This window comes from Anabaenopsis tanganyikae CS-531 (assembly GCF_029891675.1).
GTDB classification, from domain to species: Bacteria; Cyanobacteriota; Cyanobacteriia; order Cyanobacteriales; family Nostocaceae; genus Anabaenopsis; species Anabaenopsis arnoldii.
The window spans coordinates 1-19,276 of sequence record NZ_JANQDF010000032.1 but is presented as its reverse complement, the minus strand read 5'-3'; the positions used below and the strand labels follow the sequence as shown (position 1 = coordinate 19,276).

Sequence of the window (19,276 nt, the reverse complement as noted above, 5' to 3'; positions counted from 1 at the left end):
CCAATGACCACTGCAATTATTTAGCCTCCAATCGTCGCACTTGAATTTGATGCAAGCGCGGTCCGAAGGTTGAAACTATAGTAAATTCGAGATTTTCATAGTAGAAGACTTCGCCTGTTACGGGGATCTTTTGGAGTTGATACAGCACAAAACCGCCCAGTGTCTGGTATTCGTTTGTCAGGGGTAAATTCAGATGTAAAACTTCGTTGAGGTCTTCGAGGTTAACTTGGGCTTGCACCAAAAATGTTTGATTGTCTAACATTTCCACCAGCAAGTCATCCATGTCCTCCGGTTCCCCTGCATTACCAATAATTTCAGCAATGACATCTTGAAGGGTCACCAACCCTACGGTACCGCCAAACTCATTGACTACTATGACCATGGCCGGCTTCTCTTGCTGCATCATGGGTAATAGTTCACTCAAGGGTGTTTGTTCCGGCACAAAGCGGGCGTGACGCATCCAAGCTTGGATATTTGTTTCTGGGGTGAGTTTCCCCATTGCCAAGGGTTCTGCCAAATCTTTAAAATAAACTATGCCGCGAATGTCATCTAAAGAGTCTCCCATGATGGGGTAGCGTGAGTGACCACTAGAGGTCATTTCTTCGAGTAAAGTCTGGAAAGTTGCATCTTTTGACAAAGCGACAATAGCAGTGCGGGGGGTCATAACTTCAAAGGCTCTGACATCGCCGAACTCAAAGACATTATTCAGCAATTCTCGCTCTGCAAGCTGTAAACCAGTTGATTCTTTTTCTGTAGAGATGATGATCTGTAATTCCTCTGGAGTCACTGGCGATCGCCAACTTTGTCCGGTGTATTCTATACCAAAAAGCCGCAACAAAAACCGGGTTGATTGGTTAAGAATCCAGATAAAGGGGTTAAAAAAGCGGACGATGGCTTTTACCGAAGGACCCAAAAATCTCGCCAAATCCTCTGAATACAACATAGCTACTGATTTAGGACATAGTTCACCTAAAACAATTTGCAGATAGGCGATCAAAAAAAAGGCAATGGGAATTGATAGAGAATGAGCGATAAAATTATTCATCTCTATGGGTAAAGTCCAGGATTTTAGCCATGACTTCACCAATAGGACAATGGAACTTTCACCAATCCATCCCAGGGCTAAACTAGAAAGGGTAATGCCTAATTGAGTTGTAGATAATAACCTTTCAATACTAAGTTGTAGTCCCTCCACGGCGATGGCCGGAATATCACCAGCTTTAACCAGCTGATGAATACGCGATCGCCTAACCGTCACCATTGAAAACTCTGCTGTCACAAAAAAAGCATTAATAGCGATCAGCAATAACACCGTCAACAATCTCAGCCCCACATCAGTCGGAATTAAGGTAGAAAAACGACTCACCGCCAAAGCTCGTGTAAAAATCATGTCCCCATTTTGGGATTAATTGGGATTAAATAGCGGGAATTTGATATCAGGTATTGAATAATCATCTTCCCGATTCCATATTCTCATTTACCTTTCTACAGGGATATTTAAAACTTCTAGCTTCAGTCGTTGAGCGGGGTAATCTGTCAGAGACAGGGATATCCGATTCACATCATCAAGCAAAGCCGTAGGAATAATCACCGTACCTGAAGCTATGGGACTCTCAGGATCTAATTCTGTTGGTAAACCTTCTGTGGTAGCACTCAGTGTCCGTCCTTTTTCGTCCCTAACATCCAAAAAACTATACAAAAAGCGCACAGAATCATTACCTTTATTCTGCATATTTACTCTCATGAGTAAATCACCCCCAGAGTAGCGAACAGATTGGACGGCAAAAGTTACACCCTGACTCTCAGCAACCACTGGAAATCCCGGTTGGAGTTTTTCTGCGACCACAGATGGGGGTTTTTCCTTTGAGCTTCTCTGCCTACTAGTTCTTGCTTCCTGGTCATCTTCATCTAATTTTCCTGATTTAGCAGCCTTGGTTTTCCCCTCAATTCGAGCCTGGACAGTTTTGAGGATCTCATCTTCTTTCAATAGTACTACTCCTAGCTGTTGAGAGTTATTAGACCTACTGCTGATAAACTTATTCGTGGGGCGGCCATCTGGTGTTGTTACACCTCTGAGGGCCGAGGTTCCCATCTCAAAACCTAAAAACGCACTCACAGAACCAGCACCCAGCATCAGGACTAATAAGATTAAAGTGAGAATTGCCGTGGAATTTACTTTCATTGCTGACAAGTTATTGCGTCAAAATTTTGCCTTATTCTAAGCGTATTCAAACCAAAAGTATTGAAGCTGTCTGCCTCAATTGTGAAAAGAACTTAATCAATACCAGGTTGCACCATTTTGGACTTTACACAATCTGTAAAATTACGCTATAATGGAATTCCGCCAGGGTTGGCCGAGCGGTTGAGGCAGCGAACTCATAATTCGCCCAAGGCAGGTTCAACTCCTGCACCCTGGATTTTTTTGAGTCCTGACCCAAGACTCCATTCAAACCCATATTACGCTGATTCAGAACTCTGATCAGGTCTACCTTTGGTGTAACACAACTTTGCCTGTTTTGTAATGACGGATACTACTGGAACCTTTACTCAATCAAATATTTGTGCGGCTACTACTGATTTAATCACCCTGCACCACCAGCTACTAGATTTATTTTGTCAACTCGCTTATCAAGAGGGTGATTTTATTCTTTCTTCTGGACAAAGCAGTTCTTACTACATCAATGGTAAGCAGGTAACCCTCCACCCCCAGGGCGCTTTAGCCATTGGCCGCATTCTTTTATCTGTATTACCTACAGATACCCAAGCTGTGGCCGGCTTAACTTTAGGTGCTGATCCCATTGTGTCAGCTGTGAGTGTGGTTTCTGCTTATGAAAATCGCCCCATACCAGCGCTGATTATTCGCAAGGAAGCCAAAGGACATGGAACAATGGCTTATATTGAAGGTCCGAATTTACCCCCGGGTGCAAAAGTCATAGTTTTAGAAGATGTGGTGACTACAGGAAAATCAGCCATGAAAGCCGTTGAGCGTCTTCGGGATGCTGGTTATATAGTTGATACCGTAATTTCACTTGTAGATAGACTACAAGGAGGGGCTGAGTTTTACCAGTCAGTGGGGTTGAACTTTCAGGCGGTATTTACCATCACTGACCTCCAAGAACGATATCAAGCATTAGCTAATTAATGGGTAATTAGGGTCGCGCTGTGACTCTTCCCCAGAAATGGGATCAGGAAATTTGAGAATAGCGATTGCGTCTCGCGCAGAGCCCGAGGCGATCGCACTACTAATCACTTATCAATTTGGTAGTTTTAGCATAGGCGATCGCTAATTCTATGTAAAGATCGTTTAAAAAACGAAACTTCTTGACAACTATCAAATAAACACTGATCTTAACGATTCATAATCTGGGAACTGTTCCAGATGCAGAAAATCTCATCTGAATAAATATAAACGTGCAAAAAATCCGTCAATAAATTAATTTACATCTTAGTTAAATTTTTGTTTAACCTGTTCATAAATTTCGAGAGTGATGAGAGATATACTATTCTCCTCTGCATAAGTTTCAATTTTTTTACGGGCAAAAGGACGGACAAAGAAAGGAATTTCCTTGAGTTTATCTTCAGCTTCAACAGTCCATTTAATTGCTGCACTCATTGATTTTTAGGGTTAAATTTTGATATGAGTATTGAGATTGAGCCCCATTTATACCGGAATTTAATATAGTTACCATCTGGTAACTATATTAAAGGATAATTATCTTAATTAACCCTGAGTCACGGGTTCCTTAGCCAAAAACTTCTCAAGTTCAGTCAATGCATCAGCATCAACCTTGGTTTGCATCGGGCAGAACTTAGGACCACACATAGAACAAAACTCAGCAGTTTTATAAATATCTGCTGGTAAAGTTTCATCGTGATATTCTTTGGCTCTTTCCGGGTCTAAAGCTAACTCAAATTGACGATTCCAATCAAAATTATAACGGGCTTTAGAAAGTTCATCATCTCTGTCCCTAGCACCGGGGCGGTGTCTAGCAATATCCGCAGCATGAGCGGCGATTTTATAAGCAATCAAACCATTGCGCACATCTTCAGCATTGGGTAAACCCAAATGTTCTTTAGGTGTGACATAACACAACATAGCTGTACCATACCAACCAGCCATAGCTGCCCCAATGGCGGAGGTAATATGGTCATAACCGGGAGCAATATCTGTTACCAAAGGTCCCAAGACATAGAAAGGAGCTTCCGAACACTCTTCCATTTGCTTGCGGACATTGAACTCAATTTGGTCCATGGGGACGTGTCCGGGTCCTTCGACCATGACTTGTACGTTATCTTCCCAAGCTCTGCGGGTGAGCTGTCCGAGGGTTTTTAATTCTGCTAATTGTGCCGCATCTGAGGCATCATGAGTACAGCCAGGACGTAGGGAATCACCTAAACTAAAAGAGACATCATATCTCTTGAAAATCTCGATGATATCGCGGAAGTGGGTATACAGAGGGTTTTGTTTATGGTGATGTAGCATCCACCGGGCTAAAATACCGCCACCACGGGAGACAATACCAGTAATGCGGTCTCTAACTAAAGGTAAATGTTCAATTAAGATCCCGGCGTGGATGGTTTGATAATCTACACCTTGTTGGGCGTGTTTTTCGATGACATGCAGAAAGTCGTCGGCGGTGAGCTTTTCAATGGTGCCGTGGACACTTTCTAAAGCTTGGTAAACTGGTACTGTGCCAATGGGAACAGGTGAAGCATTGATGATCGCTGTGCGAATTTCATCTAAGTTACCGCCCCCTGTGGACAAGTCCATGACGGTATCAGCACCATATTTCACTGCTAGATTTAACTTATCTACTTCTTCTTGAAGATTGGAAGAGTTAGGAGAAGCGCCGATATTAGCGTTAACTTTACATTTAGACGCGATGCCAATAGCCATCGGTTCTAGGTTGGTGTGATTAATGTTAGCAGGGATAATCATCCGTCCCCGCGCCACTTCCTCACGAATGAGATCCGCAGGAAGATTTTCCCGCTGGGCGACGTAGTGCATTTCTTCAGTAATAACACCCTGGCGTGCGTAGTGCATTTGAGTGACATTACTCTGTCCACGACGCTTGGTAACCCATTCTGTCCGCATATTGAATTCCTCGATAAACAGCTTCCCTCCGCTGGTATTAGCCAGACTCAGGTGTTAAGGGTGTGATCTCAGCCTGATTTTTCAGGCACCCCTAGCATGAATGAAATTGTACCATCTGGGTTAGGAATACGGGTGAGACTGTTTACAATTCCTTTTGATCGACCGCACCAGCTAGGGGAAGGAAGTCAAGGCACTAAGAAGAAAGAGTATGGTTATACTGTAGGCGATCAGTCCCAATATGATCTGAGCATTTATGGCTAACCATTACAGATATATTATTTTTTACAAACCTTATGGTGTTATCAGCCAGTTCACTCAGGAAACACCGAAACACCGTACATTGAAGGAATATATACCGGTTCCCGATATATACCCTGTGGGACGTTTGGACTGGGACAGTGAAGGTTTATTATTACTAACCAATGATGGACAGTTACAACATCGTCTGGCTCATCCTCGCTATGGACATGAACGCACTTACTGGGTGCAGGTGGAGCGCGTTCCTGATGTAGATGCGATGAACAAGTTAGAAACGGGTGTAAATATTCAAAATTACCGCACTCAACCGGCGCAAGTACGACTGTTGTTAGAAGCGCCCCATTTACCAGAACGCCACCCGCCAATTAGATTTCGCCAAAATATCCCCACGGCTTGGTTAGAAATGACATTGACGGAGGGAAAGAATCGTCAAGTGCGGCGAATGACTGCGGCGGTGGGATTTCCTACTTTGCGATTGGTGAGGGTGAGCATAGCCCATCTGAGTCTGGATGGTCTACAGTTGGGTGAATGGCGCGACCTGATGCCATCAGAACTCAAGTTTTGGCATAATTTGCCTAAAAATCACCAGCCTAGCTCCCAATATCTGATATAATTACGGAAGTGTCACGCCAAATAATTTTCTTTTGGTAGTAATTGCTCTGGTGGGAACGGAAATGAAGGAACTTTCATTATGCTCATTTGCCCTCAGTGTACATTTCAAAACCCTAATGGTAACAAATTCTGTCAAAGTTGTGGTGTATCGCTAACTCACAGGGTTTGTCCTGAGTGTGGTACTGAAGTACCTGTGAATGCACAAGTTTGTCATCAGTGTGGTGCGCAATGCGGCAAGGTTTGGCAGGCAATTATCAGTGTTACCAAGAGGGGGAATGAAGATGGGGAATTGATTCGCGAGGAAAAGGCAGAAAATGAGCAAGAAACATCCCCAACTGCTTGTATATCAGGGTCACATCTGACATTAGGTTCTTATTTAGACAAAAAACAGCGCTATCAACTTTTAGAACCACTATCAACGGTGAATGAGTCCGAAATGTGGGTGAAAGTGTTGGACTGTCAGCCATATCAAATATCTCCCATTGAGGCTATACTAGCTAGTCAGAGACAGGGATTGGTTATGCCATCAGTGGAAATTACTGGAGTTTCTCCCCTGGCTCAAGCTTATATTTTCTTGCAATCTCAAGGTCACCTAGGTATACCAGCTATTCATGATGTCTGGGAACAAGATAATATACAGGTGTTACTCATCGAAGACCGTTCCCATTGGCAGTGTTTACTCGACATCTGGGAAGCTGAAACCACATCTACCTTAGAGATTTTACATTACCTAGATCAGATGAGCCGACTCTGGGGGGCATTAGAAACGGTGAGTTGTCGTCAAAGTTTATTGAAATTAGATAATCTGCGCTTAAATGCAGAGAAAAAACTAGGTCTGGAAAGGTTGTATGTAGAATCTCTGAAGGAAATGCCGGAAATAGTATTCTTAGATACGGAAAGAGTAGAAACATTCACCATCCTAGAGCATCCTTTAACTATCCAAGCTTTGGGGGAAGTTTGGCAGGCAATCTTTAGACAGTCCCAGAGGACTTACTTTGGTTCTATAGTGAGGATTTTAGAAGATTTAGAACTAGGTAAAATTGAGACAGTTGAGCAGTTGCGATCGCATTTACAGGAAATTATCGCGGAACTAGAAACACCCTTGATCAGAATAGCTGATCCGATAAAAGAAAATGCCGCAGCACCGACTATTTTACAATCCCATGATTTGCCAAATGTTCTACCCTCAATGGAATTGAGTAGTTTAGAAAATGCAGCAGGTACTGATGTAGGTAAGAAACGTAACTACAATGAGGATTACTTTGGCATTCAAACCAAAATCAGTGAGTTGGAATTGCCAAACCAACAAATTCTTGAATTCCGTGGTTTATATATCCTCTGTGATGGGATGGGTGGCCATGCGGGGGGTGAGGTAGCCAGTGAGTTAGCAGTTAACACACTCAAGGAATACTTTGATCAACATTGGACTACTAACCAAATACCCACAGAAGACCAGATTCGTGAAGCTGTATACGTAGCTAATCAAGCAGTTTATGAGTTAAATCAGCAACAACTGCGTTCCGGGGTCAAGCGCATGGGTACTACCTTAGTTATGCTGTTAATTCAAGGTACTCAAGCAGCAGTGGCCCATGTAGGAGATAGTCGCCTTTATCGCCTGAGGCCTAACAAAGATTTAGAACAAATGACTGTAGATCATGAAGTAGGTCAACGAGAGATTTCTAGAGGGGTGGATGCCAGTATAGCCTATAGCCGCCCGGACGCGTACCAGCTAACTCAGGCCTTGGGTCCGCGAGATCAAAATGCTATTAGTCCGGATGTCAAGTTTTTCACGATTACTGAAGATAGCCTGTTGCTGCTGGTGTCTGATGGTCTGTCAGATAATGATGTCCTAGAAATTTATGGGCAGAATAACTTAATTTCCCTGTTGCATTCTGACTCTAATCTAGAACAAGGAGTCACAGAATTAATTGATTTAGCAAACCAATACAATGGTCATGACAATATTACAGTCATACTTATCCGGGCGAAAGTGCGTCTAAATATGAGCGGTTAAAAGTATTTAGGAATGGTAGATTAATTCCCAGTGGCTAATTGTTGGCTAATTGTTTAAATTGATGCAGGTTGTTGTATTGTGGTTATTCTGACTTTGTTAGAACCCCAACAGAAAACGCCACTTCAGCAGTGGTATTTTGAAAATCCCTCGGTAATTCGCATTGGAAGAGCGGGGGATAATGATGTGGTTTTATCTGATATTCTGGTTTCGCGGCACCATTTAGAACTCAGAGAGGTTAAGTTATCCCAAAATAATAATCTCTGTTCTTGGCAGGTAATTAGTCAAGGTACTAATGGCACTTTTGTGGATGGTATCCTTGTACTTCAGTGCCCTTTGGCGGATAATTCTGTATTACAACTGGCACAGGGGGGGCCAATATTACAATTCCAATGTCAGCAAGTTCCAGGTGCTTTGCTCGGATATGTTGCGGGTGGTGAAGCTGAGGCTTTAGCCTCGACTTGCAACCACGAAGGTAATTCGCCTGGTAATCTCTTTTGTGTTCATTGCGGTCAACCTATTTCAGTCAAGCAGAAAATTCGTCAATATCAGGTTTTGCGAACTCTGGGACAGGGAGGTATGGGTACTACTTATCTAGCTTGGGATGCAGGGGGTCTGACTTTAGGAAAACCACAATTGTTGGTTTTAAAGGAAATGAACGCCGACATGGCTAAAATTGCCAAAGCCCAAGAATTATTTGAACGGGAGGCGCATACTCTCAAATGCCTGGATCATTCAGGAATTCCCAAATATTACGACTTTTTTGTGGTTGGGGGTAAAAAGTACTTGGCCATGGAGTTAGTTCATGGCGAAGATTTAGAAAAAAGAGTGTATGGGAGAGGTCCGGTATCACCGAATCAGGCGATTGTCTGGATGATTCAAACCTGCAACATCTTAGATTATCTCCATAGCCAAAATCCACCACTAATACATCGTGATATCAAACCTGCTAACCTGATGGTGCGAAGTTCCAATAATCATGTCGTGGTGTTAGATTTTGGTGCTGTCAAGGAGATTGGGACCAGACAAGGAACCCGGATTGGTGCTGAGGGTTACTGCGCCCCGGAACAAGAACGAGGACAACCCTTAACTCAATCTGACTTGTATGCCATTGGTCCTACTTTAATTTTTCTCCTCACCGGCGAAAATCCTTTTAAGTTTTATCGTTACCGAGGACAAGGTTCGCAATTTGATGTGGAAAAAATTCCCACAATTAGTCCTCAACTCAGAGAAATTATTGAACGGGTCACGCAGTACATACCACGGGACAGATACCAAAGTGCTAGAGAACTGGCTGAAGCATTAGCTGCTTGCCAAGTTTAGGGAGTGGGGAGCAGTCAGAGAAATACTCCCCGGATCTAGCATCTATTCCTCGTCCCAAGCTTCCACTGCTAGCAGTTCGCCAATTGGATCTTGCATACTAAAGCCAAAGTCTTGCAGTTCCCGTTTCCAGTGCTGCCAGTCATCGCCGTAGAGCAATGCAATTTTCCAAATGCTATCAGTTGGTTTGATAATATTAGATTCGATGAGTGATTGCACTTTACGTTGCAATTTCACCATTGGGTGAATCACTTGCTGAGTCATAGCCTCGATTCAATTTGTGATTTTGTTTGATAAATACTTAATCAAAACTGCTTTCCGTTTTGCAATTGTCATCGATGCGTGGAGTATTGTAGTTGGTAAAGCTAGTCTTAACTTCTTTACTATACCATAATAAACCCTACTAGTCAGCCAGAAAATTCGGTTTTATACGGTAATCACCACTAAATAACTGAAAATTCTGCCGTTACTTCATCTTAGATGCCATACGAACAACCTATGCACCCGATAAATAACATAGAAAGATTAATGGAATCTGTTAACTTTTTTAGTTTTATAGTCACCACAGTTTGTGTGTCTATTCAAATATGAGCTAAATTGGGGGCTTTTGATAATTTTCGCCTCTTGAGGCGGGAAAAAATTTATTACTTACAATTGACCCTTATATAACCTATCGCAAACATCTGGGAATTAACAAACTTCTTACAAATCTTTATATAAATTTAATTTTTCCCGACTGAGGGGCTACAAAGGTTCTTTCTCCAGCAACAGGGTAACAGGTCCGTCATTTTCGATAGTCACTTCCATGATGGCACCAAATTCACCGGTAGCCACTTTGAGACCACTACCCTGTAATTTGCTGACAAAGCGGTCATATAATTCTTGAGCTAGTTGGGGATGAGCCGATTGGTCAAAAGAGGGGCGGCGACCTTGACGACAGTCACCATAAAGAGTAAATTGACTGACTACCAGCAACTCACCGCCAATCTCTTGCACAGATTTCTGCCATTTCTTGCCATCTTCTGTATTAGGAAATACTCGTAATCCTAAACACTTACGCACCATCCAGTCGAGTTCAGCTTCGGTATCCCTGTGAGCAATTCCCACTAGTAAATTGAGTCCCAGTCCAATTTTGCCAATGATTTTACCGTTAACGGTGACTTGGGATGATTTAACTCTCTGGAGGACAACACGCATAGAAAAACCTATTCAAGCTGAAAATTAAAGGGTAAACGAGCGTAAATTCCCTGAGGGTCATTCATTTTTTGGAGAATCACCAATTCCTGTTCAAGTTTTTGTAATTCCGCTATCAGGGGATGAGATGGCTGAACTGATACTCCCACCATGTGTAAAATAGTGCTGATTTCTTCAACTGCTCTGCCAAGAAAGCGTTCTTCCAAGGTACTTGCTTTAGGATATTCTTGTAATTGCCAATTGTTATCTAGTTTAGCTTCCTGGGCGGCATATTCAATAGCAGCATTTAAACCACCTATTTCATCTACTAAGCCGATTTCTTGGGCTGCTATTCCTGACCAAACTCTTCCCTGGGCAATTTCTGCAACTTTTGCGGCTGGTAAATTCCGACCTTGAACGACTTTATCCAGGAATAGATTATAAATCCTGTTAACACTGCGCTGAAAAATTTCTAACTCCTGGGGTGACTTGGGGCGCGTCGCTGTTTGAATATCGGCATAACTTGCAGTTTTCACTGTGTCCCAGGTTATCCCATTATTATTAGCCAGTTTTTGCCCATTCAACAGCACGCCAAACACGCCTATAGAGCCTGTAATTGTATTTGATTCGGCAAAAATCCGGCTGGAATCGCTAGCAATCCAGTAACCACCGGAGGCGGCCACATTACCCATGGAGACTACAACAGGTTTTACCTGGCGGGTCAATTGTACTTCCCTGTGCATGACCTCGGATGCTATGGCGCTCCCTCCAGGACTATTAATTCGCAACACCACGGCTTTGACATCATTATCTTGACGTATTTGATTCAAAATTCTGGCAAAGCGATCGCCTCCTATTTGTCCATCTTCGCCTTTACCATCGACAATTTCGCCTTCTGCATAAACCACAGCAATTTTGTTGGGTGAGTTGCGTTCTACACCTAGATTTTTGCCGGAAACTTGAGCGTAGTTTCTGAGGTTAATTTGTCGGAATGTGCTATCTGTTTCATTGCTGGATGTGATTTTCTTCAGGTTGGCGACCACCTCATCCAGGTATGCGACCTGATCTATTAAACCATTAGCTTTAGCTTCACTAGCTGTGAGTAACACCTGAGTATCTGCGATCGCTTGCAACTGTTGAGGAGTAATTTGGCGACTAGAACCGACTGTAGTCCGCCAATCTTGCCAAACATCATCCAATAATTTTTGGATTTGTGCGCGGTTTTCTGGACTCAATTGCTTGAGAATCAATGGTTCGATTGCTCCTTTAAATTTCCCCTCCCGCACTACCTGAACACCGATCCCAAACCTTTCTAAAGCCCCGGATAGAAATAATGGTTCACTGCTCAAACCCTTGACTGGCATGAATCCCAGAGGATTAAGTATGATTTCATCCGCCACTGAAGTTAGGTAATATTCCTTTTCACTCAAACCCACACCATAGGTGACGATCTTTTTCCCAGATTGGCGGAACTTCTCCAGGGACTGACGGATTTCCCGCAGGGTAGCAAAGCCTGTTGGATTAATGATGCTGGTACGACTTGCATCTAAATAAATACCGACTATGCGCGGATCCAGCCTGGCTTTTTCCAGGGTATCCAGAACACTACGCAGGCTCATTCTTTGTACTTCTGCACCCGATAATGCTTGTTGTAGCAATTCGCCCGAACTCGGGGAGCTATCAGTGATATTCATGGATAGGTCGAAAACCACAACGGAGTTATCTTTAACTTGTGGAGTAGTATCCCTAGAGGAGGTAACTGCAAATAGCAGTAGTAATATTCCTGTTGTGCTCAGACCGAAAAAAATCATCAGCCCCAAGACAGTACCCAGTAAACTGGCAAAGGTTTGTTTGAAAAAATTACGCATTTGAGTTATTTAGTTGATATTTTTTTACGTAAACTTCCTGATTTATATAAGTCATTTAATGTAGAGTTGCCAGTACAAAATAGTACTGTATTTATTTCCGCAATTAACACTTGAACTAAATCATACAATGCCGCTTCCGATACCACCGCCGCTTGCAGGAAAGGCATAGCCAAACCGGCTATATCTGCTCCTAGAGCGATCGACTTCGCCACATCTAGCCCATCACGTAACCCCCCGGAAGCAATTAACGGCACATCTGAAGAAATGGCGCGGATACTGGTAATACACTCTGCTGTGGGTAAACCCCAGTCAGCAAATGTCCTACCTAAACGCTTTTGCAAAGCATTTTCCGCCCGCTCACTTTCCACCTTCGCCCAAGAAGTACCGCCAGCACCAGCCACATCAATAGCCGCCACTCCAGCCCCTAAGAGTTTCTCGGCCATGACCGCAGAAATGCCATTGCCCACTTCCTTAGCAATCACTGGCACAGCTATGTTACTGCATATAAAGCGGATTTTGTCAAGTAACCCCCGAAAATTAGTATCACCATTGGGCTGAATACACTCTTGCAGTGGATTAATGTGTAAAATTAGGGCATCAGCTTCCAATATATCAATAATCCGAAGACATTCATCTAAACCATAGTGATAATTCAGTTGTACCGCCCCCAAGTTAGCAAATAACAACACATCGGGCGCGTACTTGCGGATGGCGAAGGTATCAGCCACTTGGGGTTTTTCCACCGCTACCCGCTGGGAACCAACACCCATAGCAATTTTATACTGTTGCGCTACTTTTGCCAGACGTTGGTTAATCATTGCAGCTTGTTGTGTTCCTCCAGTCATAGAGGAGATTAACAGAGGTGCTCCTAGGCGCTTACCCAGGAAGGTTGTACTGATATCAATATCATCGCGGTTGATTTCTGGTAAGCAGCAGTGATGAAATTTATAACTTTCTAGTCCACTGGTTACGTGGTGGAATTGAACATCTTCTTCTAAACAGATGCGGATATGATCTGCTTTACGTGACTGGGTGTATTCTGGGTTTTGGTTAGGAGAATTCATTAATATTATGTTATATTATTTACAGCACATTGCAGGATGTCAAGTACAGATTTAATGATAAAACTTTTGTGGGGTGGGCATCTTGCCTGTTTTTGTGTACCTCACTCAGATCAAATGTGCTGTATATGTTTTTCGTTTTGATCATACAGGATTCTGCCATTAAATATCTACTGATAGGTTTTACATATCAAGTAGAATACATTAAGACCAACAAAATTAATAAAACTTCATTAACTTCCTCCCTGCATTTCTTCAATATTAAACATACTAATTAATACTCCAGCGATAGGAATTGACAGAAAAATCCCTACTAAACCTGCTACTGTGGCTCCTACTAAAAGAGCAAAGAACATGAAAACTGGATTCATATTGATTGAGCCTTGCATAATGCGCGGCATAAGTAAATTTTCTTCTATTTGCTGTAGGACAACACAGGCGATTAATACTTGCAGACTCAACCAAATGCCTTGAGGTAAAATAATCAGAGCAACTAGGGTAATACCAATTGTAGCGCCAATTCCCGGAATTAAATCAAACACTCCGGCGATCGCCGCTAAAAATAGGGCATAAGGTAGTTGGAGGAAAATAAATACTAAAAATGCGGAAACACCGAAAAATAAAGATAGCAACAAACGCCCCCAAAAAAATCCTAAGAAATTTTGCTGGATAGCAGTAGTCAGGTGATGACCAATATTTTGCGGGAATATTTTAATGATAAAATTCCAAACCCTTTCACCATCTAACAACATAAAAAAAGCAACAACTACAACCAAAATTAAATCAACTAAGTTAGTTAATAGCCATTGAAAAGTTGCCCACCCTGTACCAATACCTGATAAAATCTGATTGCGTAACTCCTCTTCTATTACTTCAAAATTCACCTGAAAATTAAATCTAATGAGGATATTTTGTAAGGTATCTAATAGAGAAATAGCATACTCAATGAATTGAGGTGCTTGTTCAAGTAATTCTTGAAATTGAGATAAGACAGAAAAACCCAGAGTTGCTATCAAACCACCCAAAATAAATAGACTGAGTAAAAAAACCACAATAACTGCGATACCATGTGGTAGAAACCGCTCAGACCACTTCACAGGATAATTCAGCAAAAATGCTAAAATTCCAGCGAAGATAAAAATGACAATCACCGTAGAAAAATAAGCTAAAACCTGCACAATTGCCCAACCAAGAACCAATAATAATAGATAGCGAATCAACTTGCTATTACTGAGGTTTTGCCAAAACATTCGGATACTAAAATCATTCATATTTACAAATTATTCTTATATAATAATTTTGATAATTGTGTTAAATAATTGTAGATAATCACATCTACCTATAGAGAAGAGTTTGCGGGTTAAATCACCGGTTATCGTGTTGTTGTGGTGATATTTTCACAGCATATTCAGAAGGAACAATGGCAGATCCTCGCTGTTTGGCGTAAACCTTGGTAAATTCCGCCCCTAAAAACAAAATGTGAGCAGCATAAAAAATCCAAGTAATCACAATTACAAAAGAACCAGCCACCCCATAAGCAGAACCAAAATCAGTGCGACCAAGAAACAGTCCAAATAAATACTGTCCTACTAAAAACAGCAGTGCAGTGATTAAAGCACCAACAATAGTATCACGCCAGGCAATGTCGGCATCTGGGAGTATACTATACATCATTGTAAATATTAATGTAGTACCTCCAAAAGTAATCAATAAACTAAGGAATTGGGATATATAACCCAAACCGGGAAATAATTGATTAAAAAATGTGACTAAACTTGTCAAAATTGCATTGGCTATAAAAAATAATATTAAAAGCAAGGCAATTACTAGGACCATTAAAAAACATAATAACCGTTTGCGCAACAGGTGAAAAATCTTACGTCTTGGTGCTGGCTTAACTTCCCAAATTCTATCTAGTGCTGTTTGAATTTGTGTAAATACGCCGGTAGCTCCAAAGAGTAAAAAAACGAGATTAAAAAAGACGGTAAAAGTTAGTTGTCTATAATCCACTTTCAGATTAGCAATAGCAGTAGAGATTAATTCTGCGCCCTCCTGACCAAAAAGTTCTCTCAATCGATTAACTACCTCTTCTTGAACCACAGCTTCCCCAAAAATTGCACCGACAATCATAATCACTAGTCCTAAAAGTGGTGCTAGAGAAAATACTGCATAATATGCTAGTGATGAAGCTAACAGAGAGACTTCGTTAGCTTGCCACTCAGCGGCAATTTCTCGCAGTAATCGGCGAATTTTCCTCAAAGTTACCATAATCAATCAATGTTAAATCAAGTGGAATCAATAGGAATATACAGAACCTTGCAGGTAATGGTAATTGCTTTCTATGGTTTTTGCTGGGAAATAGTTAAAATATCATTAAATTTTAACGTGTAAATATCTGTAGGCATATTAATTTCAGCCTCTTCTAAGGCTTCTTTAATTGCTTGAGCCATTAAAGAAGTAGCTTCTAAAAATGGTAACCGCCGAGAATTGACCCAGCAACGCACCTCGATATTGACTGTACTAGGAGCTAATTGACGGACTAAAATATCTGGCTTGGGTTCTTTTTCAATTTCAGGAACTGACAAAACGGCATCATTAATAACTTGTTTAGCCTTAGTAATATCTGCTTTATAGTCTATACCAAAGGTAATAGAATTACGGCGAATATTTGAGGCAGTATTATTAATAATAATGGCACTAAAGACTTCTTGATTGGGAATGTAAACCACACGGCCGTCATAAGTTTTTACAGTTGTAGCTCGTAGTTGAATTTGGGTAACAGTCCCTTCAAAGTCGCGAATAACTATCTGATCTCCTAAACGAAAGGGACGAGATACCAGCAATACAACACCGGAAAAATAATTACTCAATATATCCTTGAGACTAAAACCTATAGCTACACTGGTTAATCCTAAAGTTCCTAGTAAGGTGGCGAAGTCTAATCCTAAAACTCCCAAAGCGACAATTGCGCCTATGACCCAAACTAAGCCATAGACCAAACGACTAACCAAGATTTTAGAATTGCGGTCTACCTCCCAATGTTGCGCCCCGGTAAGGGTGACGTGGCGCATACTAGCTGCTATTAACCCGGTAGTAATGACTACTAATAGCATTCCTAAAAAAGAGGGTAAATTGTCGATAGTCTCTTGCTGAAACTTCCTTAGAGTAGAGAATAGTCTTTGTCCAACATCAATTACTAGTGGGGGTTGCTCAAAAGCCTGATTTAACTGCTTTACCCACCATTGCCCTAATGTTTCCACATCTAAGTTAAAATCCTCAGCATCCTGTCGAGTTACAGTCATGACAACCCGGTTATTCAGCTGTAATGTAGCAATACCACGTTGGGGATCTGGTACTAGGGAAACTTGGGTATCAGTTTGGCTGCGTACTAAAATACTAGCAATGCGGCGGTTGATAATCTCCGCGCGTTGAGTAGCGCTGAGTTCTCCTAAGCTACCCACTTGAAACACGGGTTTTCCCCTAACGACTATATCGGCGAAAAACAGCCCAGTTGTAGGGGTTTGTTCGGGTTGAGATGGCTGGGATATCACAGGTGTAGGGGAGATTTCCTGTGTTAGCCCCCTTTGTGTAGGTAAAATCACACCCAAAAAGAAGATCACAACTAGGAACTGACGGGAGCCAGATCTGCTATTACCTTTGGGAAACAAACTCACCATCATCTTTAATCAACTAATATTGCCAGTAAATAAATTTACCCTTATTCACCTCAGATTCTGGGGTACTCCCGCCATAATCAATGATTTTAAATTACTTATGTTTTTGAGATGATAAAAAATGTGACACTGGTGTATTTGTCAAATATATCTGATTTTTCTGACAATAGCCAGAGCGATCGCCTGACATTCAATAGTGATTTTTATCTCTCTCAAGTATGAAATTAACTTACTACTGCTTCTATACTGTGAGGTACAGAATAATAAACGTATCTAACAATACCTAACTATGACCCAGATATGTTGTCTTAATCCCGAATGTGATAACCCCTCAGTTACTGAAGATACGAAATTTTGCCCTAGCTGCGGGACTCACTTGGTAGTATTGAGAAACCGCTATCAACCACTTAAACCTTTAGGTGGAGGAGGATTTGCCAAAACTTATTTAGCGGTAGATATTGACAAATTAAACTCAGAGTGCGTTATTAAACAACTTGCGCCCCAAACCCAAGGTACAGCAGGTTTACAAAAAGCCACAGCATTATTTTTACAAGAAGCGCAGCAATTACAACAGCTTGGTGAACATCCTCAAATACCAGCTTTACTAGCATACTTCGCGGAGGATAACCGCTTGTATTTAATACAGCAGTTTATAGAAGGGGAAAATTTACTTACAGAATTAGCCAACCAGGGTATATTCAATGAGGCGAAAATCCGCAAGTTATTACAGGATTTATTACCAGTTCTGCAAGTAATTCATAGCCAAGGCATTATACACCGGGATATTAAACCAGAAAATATCATGCGTCGTCGCAGTGACGGTAAGCTGATATTAATTGACTTTGGCGCATCCAAGCAACTCCAGGGAACAGTAAAAACCGGGACAAACATCGGGACTTTTGGCTATTCTGCTGTAGAACAAATGCAAGATGGTACAGTATATCCAGCCAGTGATTTATATAGTATTGGTGCAACTTGTTTTCATTTGTTAACAGGGATTCATCCTTGGGAATTATGGCGGGAGGATGGTTATGGATGGGTGAAACAATGGCGTAACTATGTCAAGCAAGCAGTAACTCTAGAATTAGGGCAAATTCTAGATAAGTTATTACATAAAGATGCACAATTTCGTTATCATTCTGCTGAGGAAGTTTTACAAGATTTAAATTTGGTCAAAATACCTCCAACGGTAGCTGTAGAAAATCCACAAGTACCCCTACCCACACAAATAATCAAACCATCTCCCCCGCGGGGTTGGTTACAAATTGCGGGTTTAGTTTTGGGAGGGTTTCTGATAGTTTTACTAGGGGAAAGTATATTTAGAAATAGTCCCACCCCAACACCAGAACCGATTGCAATACAAGAAACTCAACCCATAGTAAAACCTAAACTAATATCATCTGTCGGTATGGACTATAGGAAACTACAAGATTTACTCGCTGCGGGAAGGTGGAAAGAAGCAAATGACGAAACAGTGAGAGTTATGTTAGTGGTAGCAAAGCGGCAAAAAGAGGGTGTATTAGATGCTCAAAGTGTTGATAATTTACCCTGTAAAGACCTGAAGACTATTGATAAATTGTGGGTAAAATACAGCAGGGTAAGGTTTGGTTTTTCTGTGCAAAAGCAAATTTATCAAAGTTTGGGGGGAACAAGAAATTTCAACAGAAACATTACAGAAGCTTTTGGAGACAAAATAGCATGGAGGAAAGAAGAAAAATGGAAAAGTTATAGTGAGCTTACTTTTGATAAAATAGCGCCACCAGGACATCTTCCATCTGATAGGTCACCAGGAGGCTTTCGTTGGGGATTGACGAGAGGTGTTCTTTTTGACCGTATGGAGACTTGTAAGATTTAAATATCAATTGGTTTCCAGCAAAGTCGCACAGACGCGAAGGAAAAGAGAATACCCAGAGCGATCGCCCAACAGCAAATATTGATTTTTTTCATTCTGCCATATCTCTTGAAGTATGAAATTAAATCTCCTATAATACGCGCCCTTTTCAGATGGGGAGAATTCTTATTGCTGAGGTTTGACAAAGAAAGTCAAATATGGGGGGTTTATGTCTCAGGACTTACGCAACTGGCACAAATAGGGAGCGGAGGGAGCCGCGCCACGGGACAATTTCAATTAAACCAAGCACATAGGAATACTTGGGCGTTTGAGTTGCTGTATTAAATAATTAGACAGCAAATTATGCTTGATT

17 protein-coding genes, 1 tRNA gene and 1 riboswitch are annotated in these 19,276 nt (G+C 41.6%); of the genes, 7 read left to right on the top strand and 11 right to left on the bottom strand.

The annotated features are described in order from the left end of the window. Nucleotides 1-16: 16 nt before the first annotated feature. Nucleotides 17-1,390, bottom strand: coding sequence for a hemolysin family protein (locus tag NWP22_RS03530; protein WP_271730620.1), 1,374 nt, complete (start codon nt 1,388-1,390; stop codon nt 17-19). Between the two features lie 87 nt (nt 1,391-1,477). Then, nucleotides 1,478-2,182 carry a hypothetical protein gene (locus tag NWP22_RS03525; RefSeq protein ID WP_271730619.1) on the bottom strand — a complete coding sequence of 235 codons (705 nt, stop codon included), beginning with the start codon at nt 2,180-2,182 and terminating at the stop codon, nt 1,478-1,480. Nucleotides 2,183-2,344: 162 nt separating this feature from the next. On the opposite strand from NWP22_RS03525, the gene NWP22_RS03520 reads away from it, so the two are divergent. Next, nucleotides 2,345-2,417: transfer RNA gene (locus NWP22_RS03520), tRNA-Ile, on the top strand. A 104-nt stretch (nt 2,418-2,521) separates the two neighbouring features. Then, complete coding sequence (pyrE, locus tag NWP22_RS03515; RefSeq protein ID WP_271730617.1) at nt 2,522-3,142, top strand: orotate phosphoribosyltransferase; 621 nt, start codon at nt 2,522-2,524, stop codon at nt 3,140-3,142. Nucleotides 3,143-3,445: 303 nt separating this feature from the next. On the opposite strand, the gene NWP22_RS03510 is transcribed toward pyrE, so the two are convergent. Together NWP22_RS03510 and thiC are read right to left on the bottom strand one after the other, a co-directional pair. Further along, complete coding sequence (locus NWP22_RS03510; RefSeq protein WP_271730615.1) at nt 3,446-3,613, bottom strand: PCP reductase family protein; 168 nt, start codon at nt 3,611-3,613, stop codon at nt 3,446-3,448. A 108-nt stretch (nt 3,614-3,721) separates the two neighbouring features. After that, the gene (gene thiC, locus NWP22_RS03505; RefSeq protein ID WP_271730614.1) at nt 3,722-5,095 is read right to left on the bottom strand and encodes a phosphomethylpyrimidine synthase; all 1,374 of its coding nucleotides are present in this window, start codon (nt 5,093-5,095) and stop codon (nt 3,722-3,724) included. Nucleotides 5,096-5,101: 6 nt separating this feature from the next. After that, a riboswitch (TPP riboswitch) is annotated at nt 5,102-5,198 on the bottom strand. Between thiC and NWP22_RS03500 the strand changes: the two genes are divergently transcribed. The 4 genes from NWP22_RS03500 (at nt 5,192) to NWP22_RS03485 (ending at nt 9,299) form a co-directional block, all read left to right on the top strand. Beyond that, entirely contained in the window at nt 5,192-5,356 is a 165-nt protein-coding gene (locus tag NWP22_RS03500) for a hypothetical protein (protein WP_271730613.1), read from the top strand. Its footprint overlaps the riboswitch before it by 7 nt. After that, entirely contained in the window at nt 5,349-5,966 is a 618-nt protein-coding gene (locus NWP22_RS03495) for an rRNA large subunit pseudouridine synthase E (protein WP_271730611.1), read from the top strand. Before NWP22_RS03500 ends, NWP22_RS03495 begins: the two co-directional genes overlap by 8 nt. A 78-nt stretch (nt 5,967-6,044) precedes the next feature. Further along, the gene (locus tag NWP22_RS03490; RefSeq protein WP_271730609.1) at nt 6,045-7,979 is read left to right on the top strand and encodes a serine/threonine phosphatase; all 1,935 of its coding nucleotides are present in this window, start codon (nt 6,045-6,047) and stop codon (nt 7,977-7,979) included. 78 nt (nt 7,980-8,057) lie between these two features. Beyond that, nucleotides 8,058-9,299, top strand: a complete 1,242-nt coding sequence (locus NWP22_RS03485) for an FHA domain-containing serine/threonine-protein kinase (protein WP_271730607.1) — start codon at nt 8,058-8,060, stop codon at nt 9,297-9,299. A 42-nt stretch (nt 9,300-9,341) separates the two neighbouring features. On the opposite strand, the gene NWP22_RS03480 is transcribed toward NWP22_RS03485, so the two are convergent. The 7 genes from NWP22_RS03480 to NWP22_RS03450 all read right to left on the bottom strand — a co-directional run bounded on the left by NWP22_RS03480 (nt 9,342) and on the right by NWP22_RS03450 (nt 17,078). Continuing rightward, nucleotides 9,342-9,560, bottom strand: coding sequence for a DUF4327 family protein (locus NWP22_RS03480; protein WP_200988220.1), 219 nt, complete (start codon nt 9,558-9,560; stop codon nt 9,342-9,344). A 480-nt stretch (nt 9,561-10,040) separates the two neighbouring features. Continuing rightward, nucleotides 10,041-10,493 carry a D-aminoacyl-tRNA deacylase gene (gene dtd, locus NWP22_RS03475; RefSeq protein WP_271730604.1) on the bottom strand — a complete coding sequence of 151 codons (453 nt, stop codon included), beginning with the start codon at nt 10,491-10,493 and terminating at the stop codon, nt 10,041-10,043. Nucleotides 10,494-10,501: 8 nt separating this feature from the next. Next, nucleotides 10,502-12,337 (bottom strand): signal peptide peptidase SppA, encoded by a 1,836-nt coding sequence (sppA, locus tag NWP22_RS03470; RefSeq protein ID WP_271730602.1) that lies wholly within the window; start codon nt 12,335-12,337, stop codon nt 10,502-10,504. A gap of 5 nt (nt 12,338-12,342) precedes the next feature. Further along, on the bottom strand, nt 12,343-13,401 hold the full coding sequence (fni, locus tag NWP22_RS03465; protein WP_271730600.1) for a type 2 isopentenyl-diphosphate Delta-isomerase: 1,059 nt from the start codon (nt 13,399-13,401) through the stop codon (nt 12,343-12,345). A 230-nt stretch (nt 13,402-13,631) separates the two neighbouring features. Beyond that, on the bottom strand, nt 13,632-14,669 hold the full coding sequence (locus NWP22_RS03460) for an AI-2E family transporter (protein WP_271730598.1): 1,038 nt from the start codon (nt 14,667-14,669) through the stop codon (nt 13,632-13,634). Between the two features lie 94 nt (nt 14,670-14,763). Next, nucleotides 14,764-15,666 (bottom strand): YihY/virulence factor BrkB family protein, encoded by a 903-nt coding sequence (locus NWP22_RS03455; RefSeq protein ID WP_271730597.1) that lies wholly within the window; start codon nt 15,664-15,666, stop codon nt 14,764-14,766. A gap of 71 nt (nt 15,667-15,737) precedes the next feature. Further along, a complete protein-coding gene (locus NWP22_RS03450) occupies nt 15,738-17,078 on the bottom strand; it encodes a mechanosensitive ion channel family protein (RefSeq protein WP_271730595.1) in 1,341 nt (446 codons plus the stop codon). A 283-nt stretch (nt 17,079-17,361) separates the two neighbouring features. On the opposite strand from NWP22_RS03450, the gene NWP22_RS03445 reads away from it, so the two are divergent. Beyond that, on the top strand, nt 17,362-18,927 hold the full coding sequence (locus NWP22_RS03445) for a serine/threonine-protein kinase (RefSeq protein WP_271730593.1): 1,566 nt from the start codon (nt 17,362-17,364) through the stop codon (nt 18,925-18,927). The last annotated feature ends 349 nt before the right edge of the window (nt 18,928-19,276 follow it).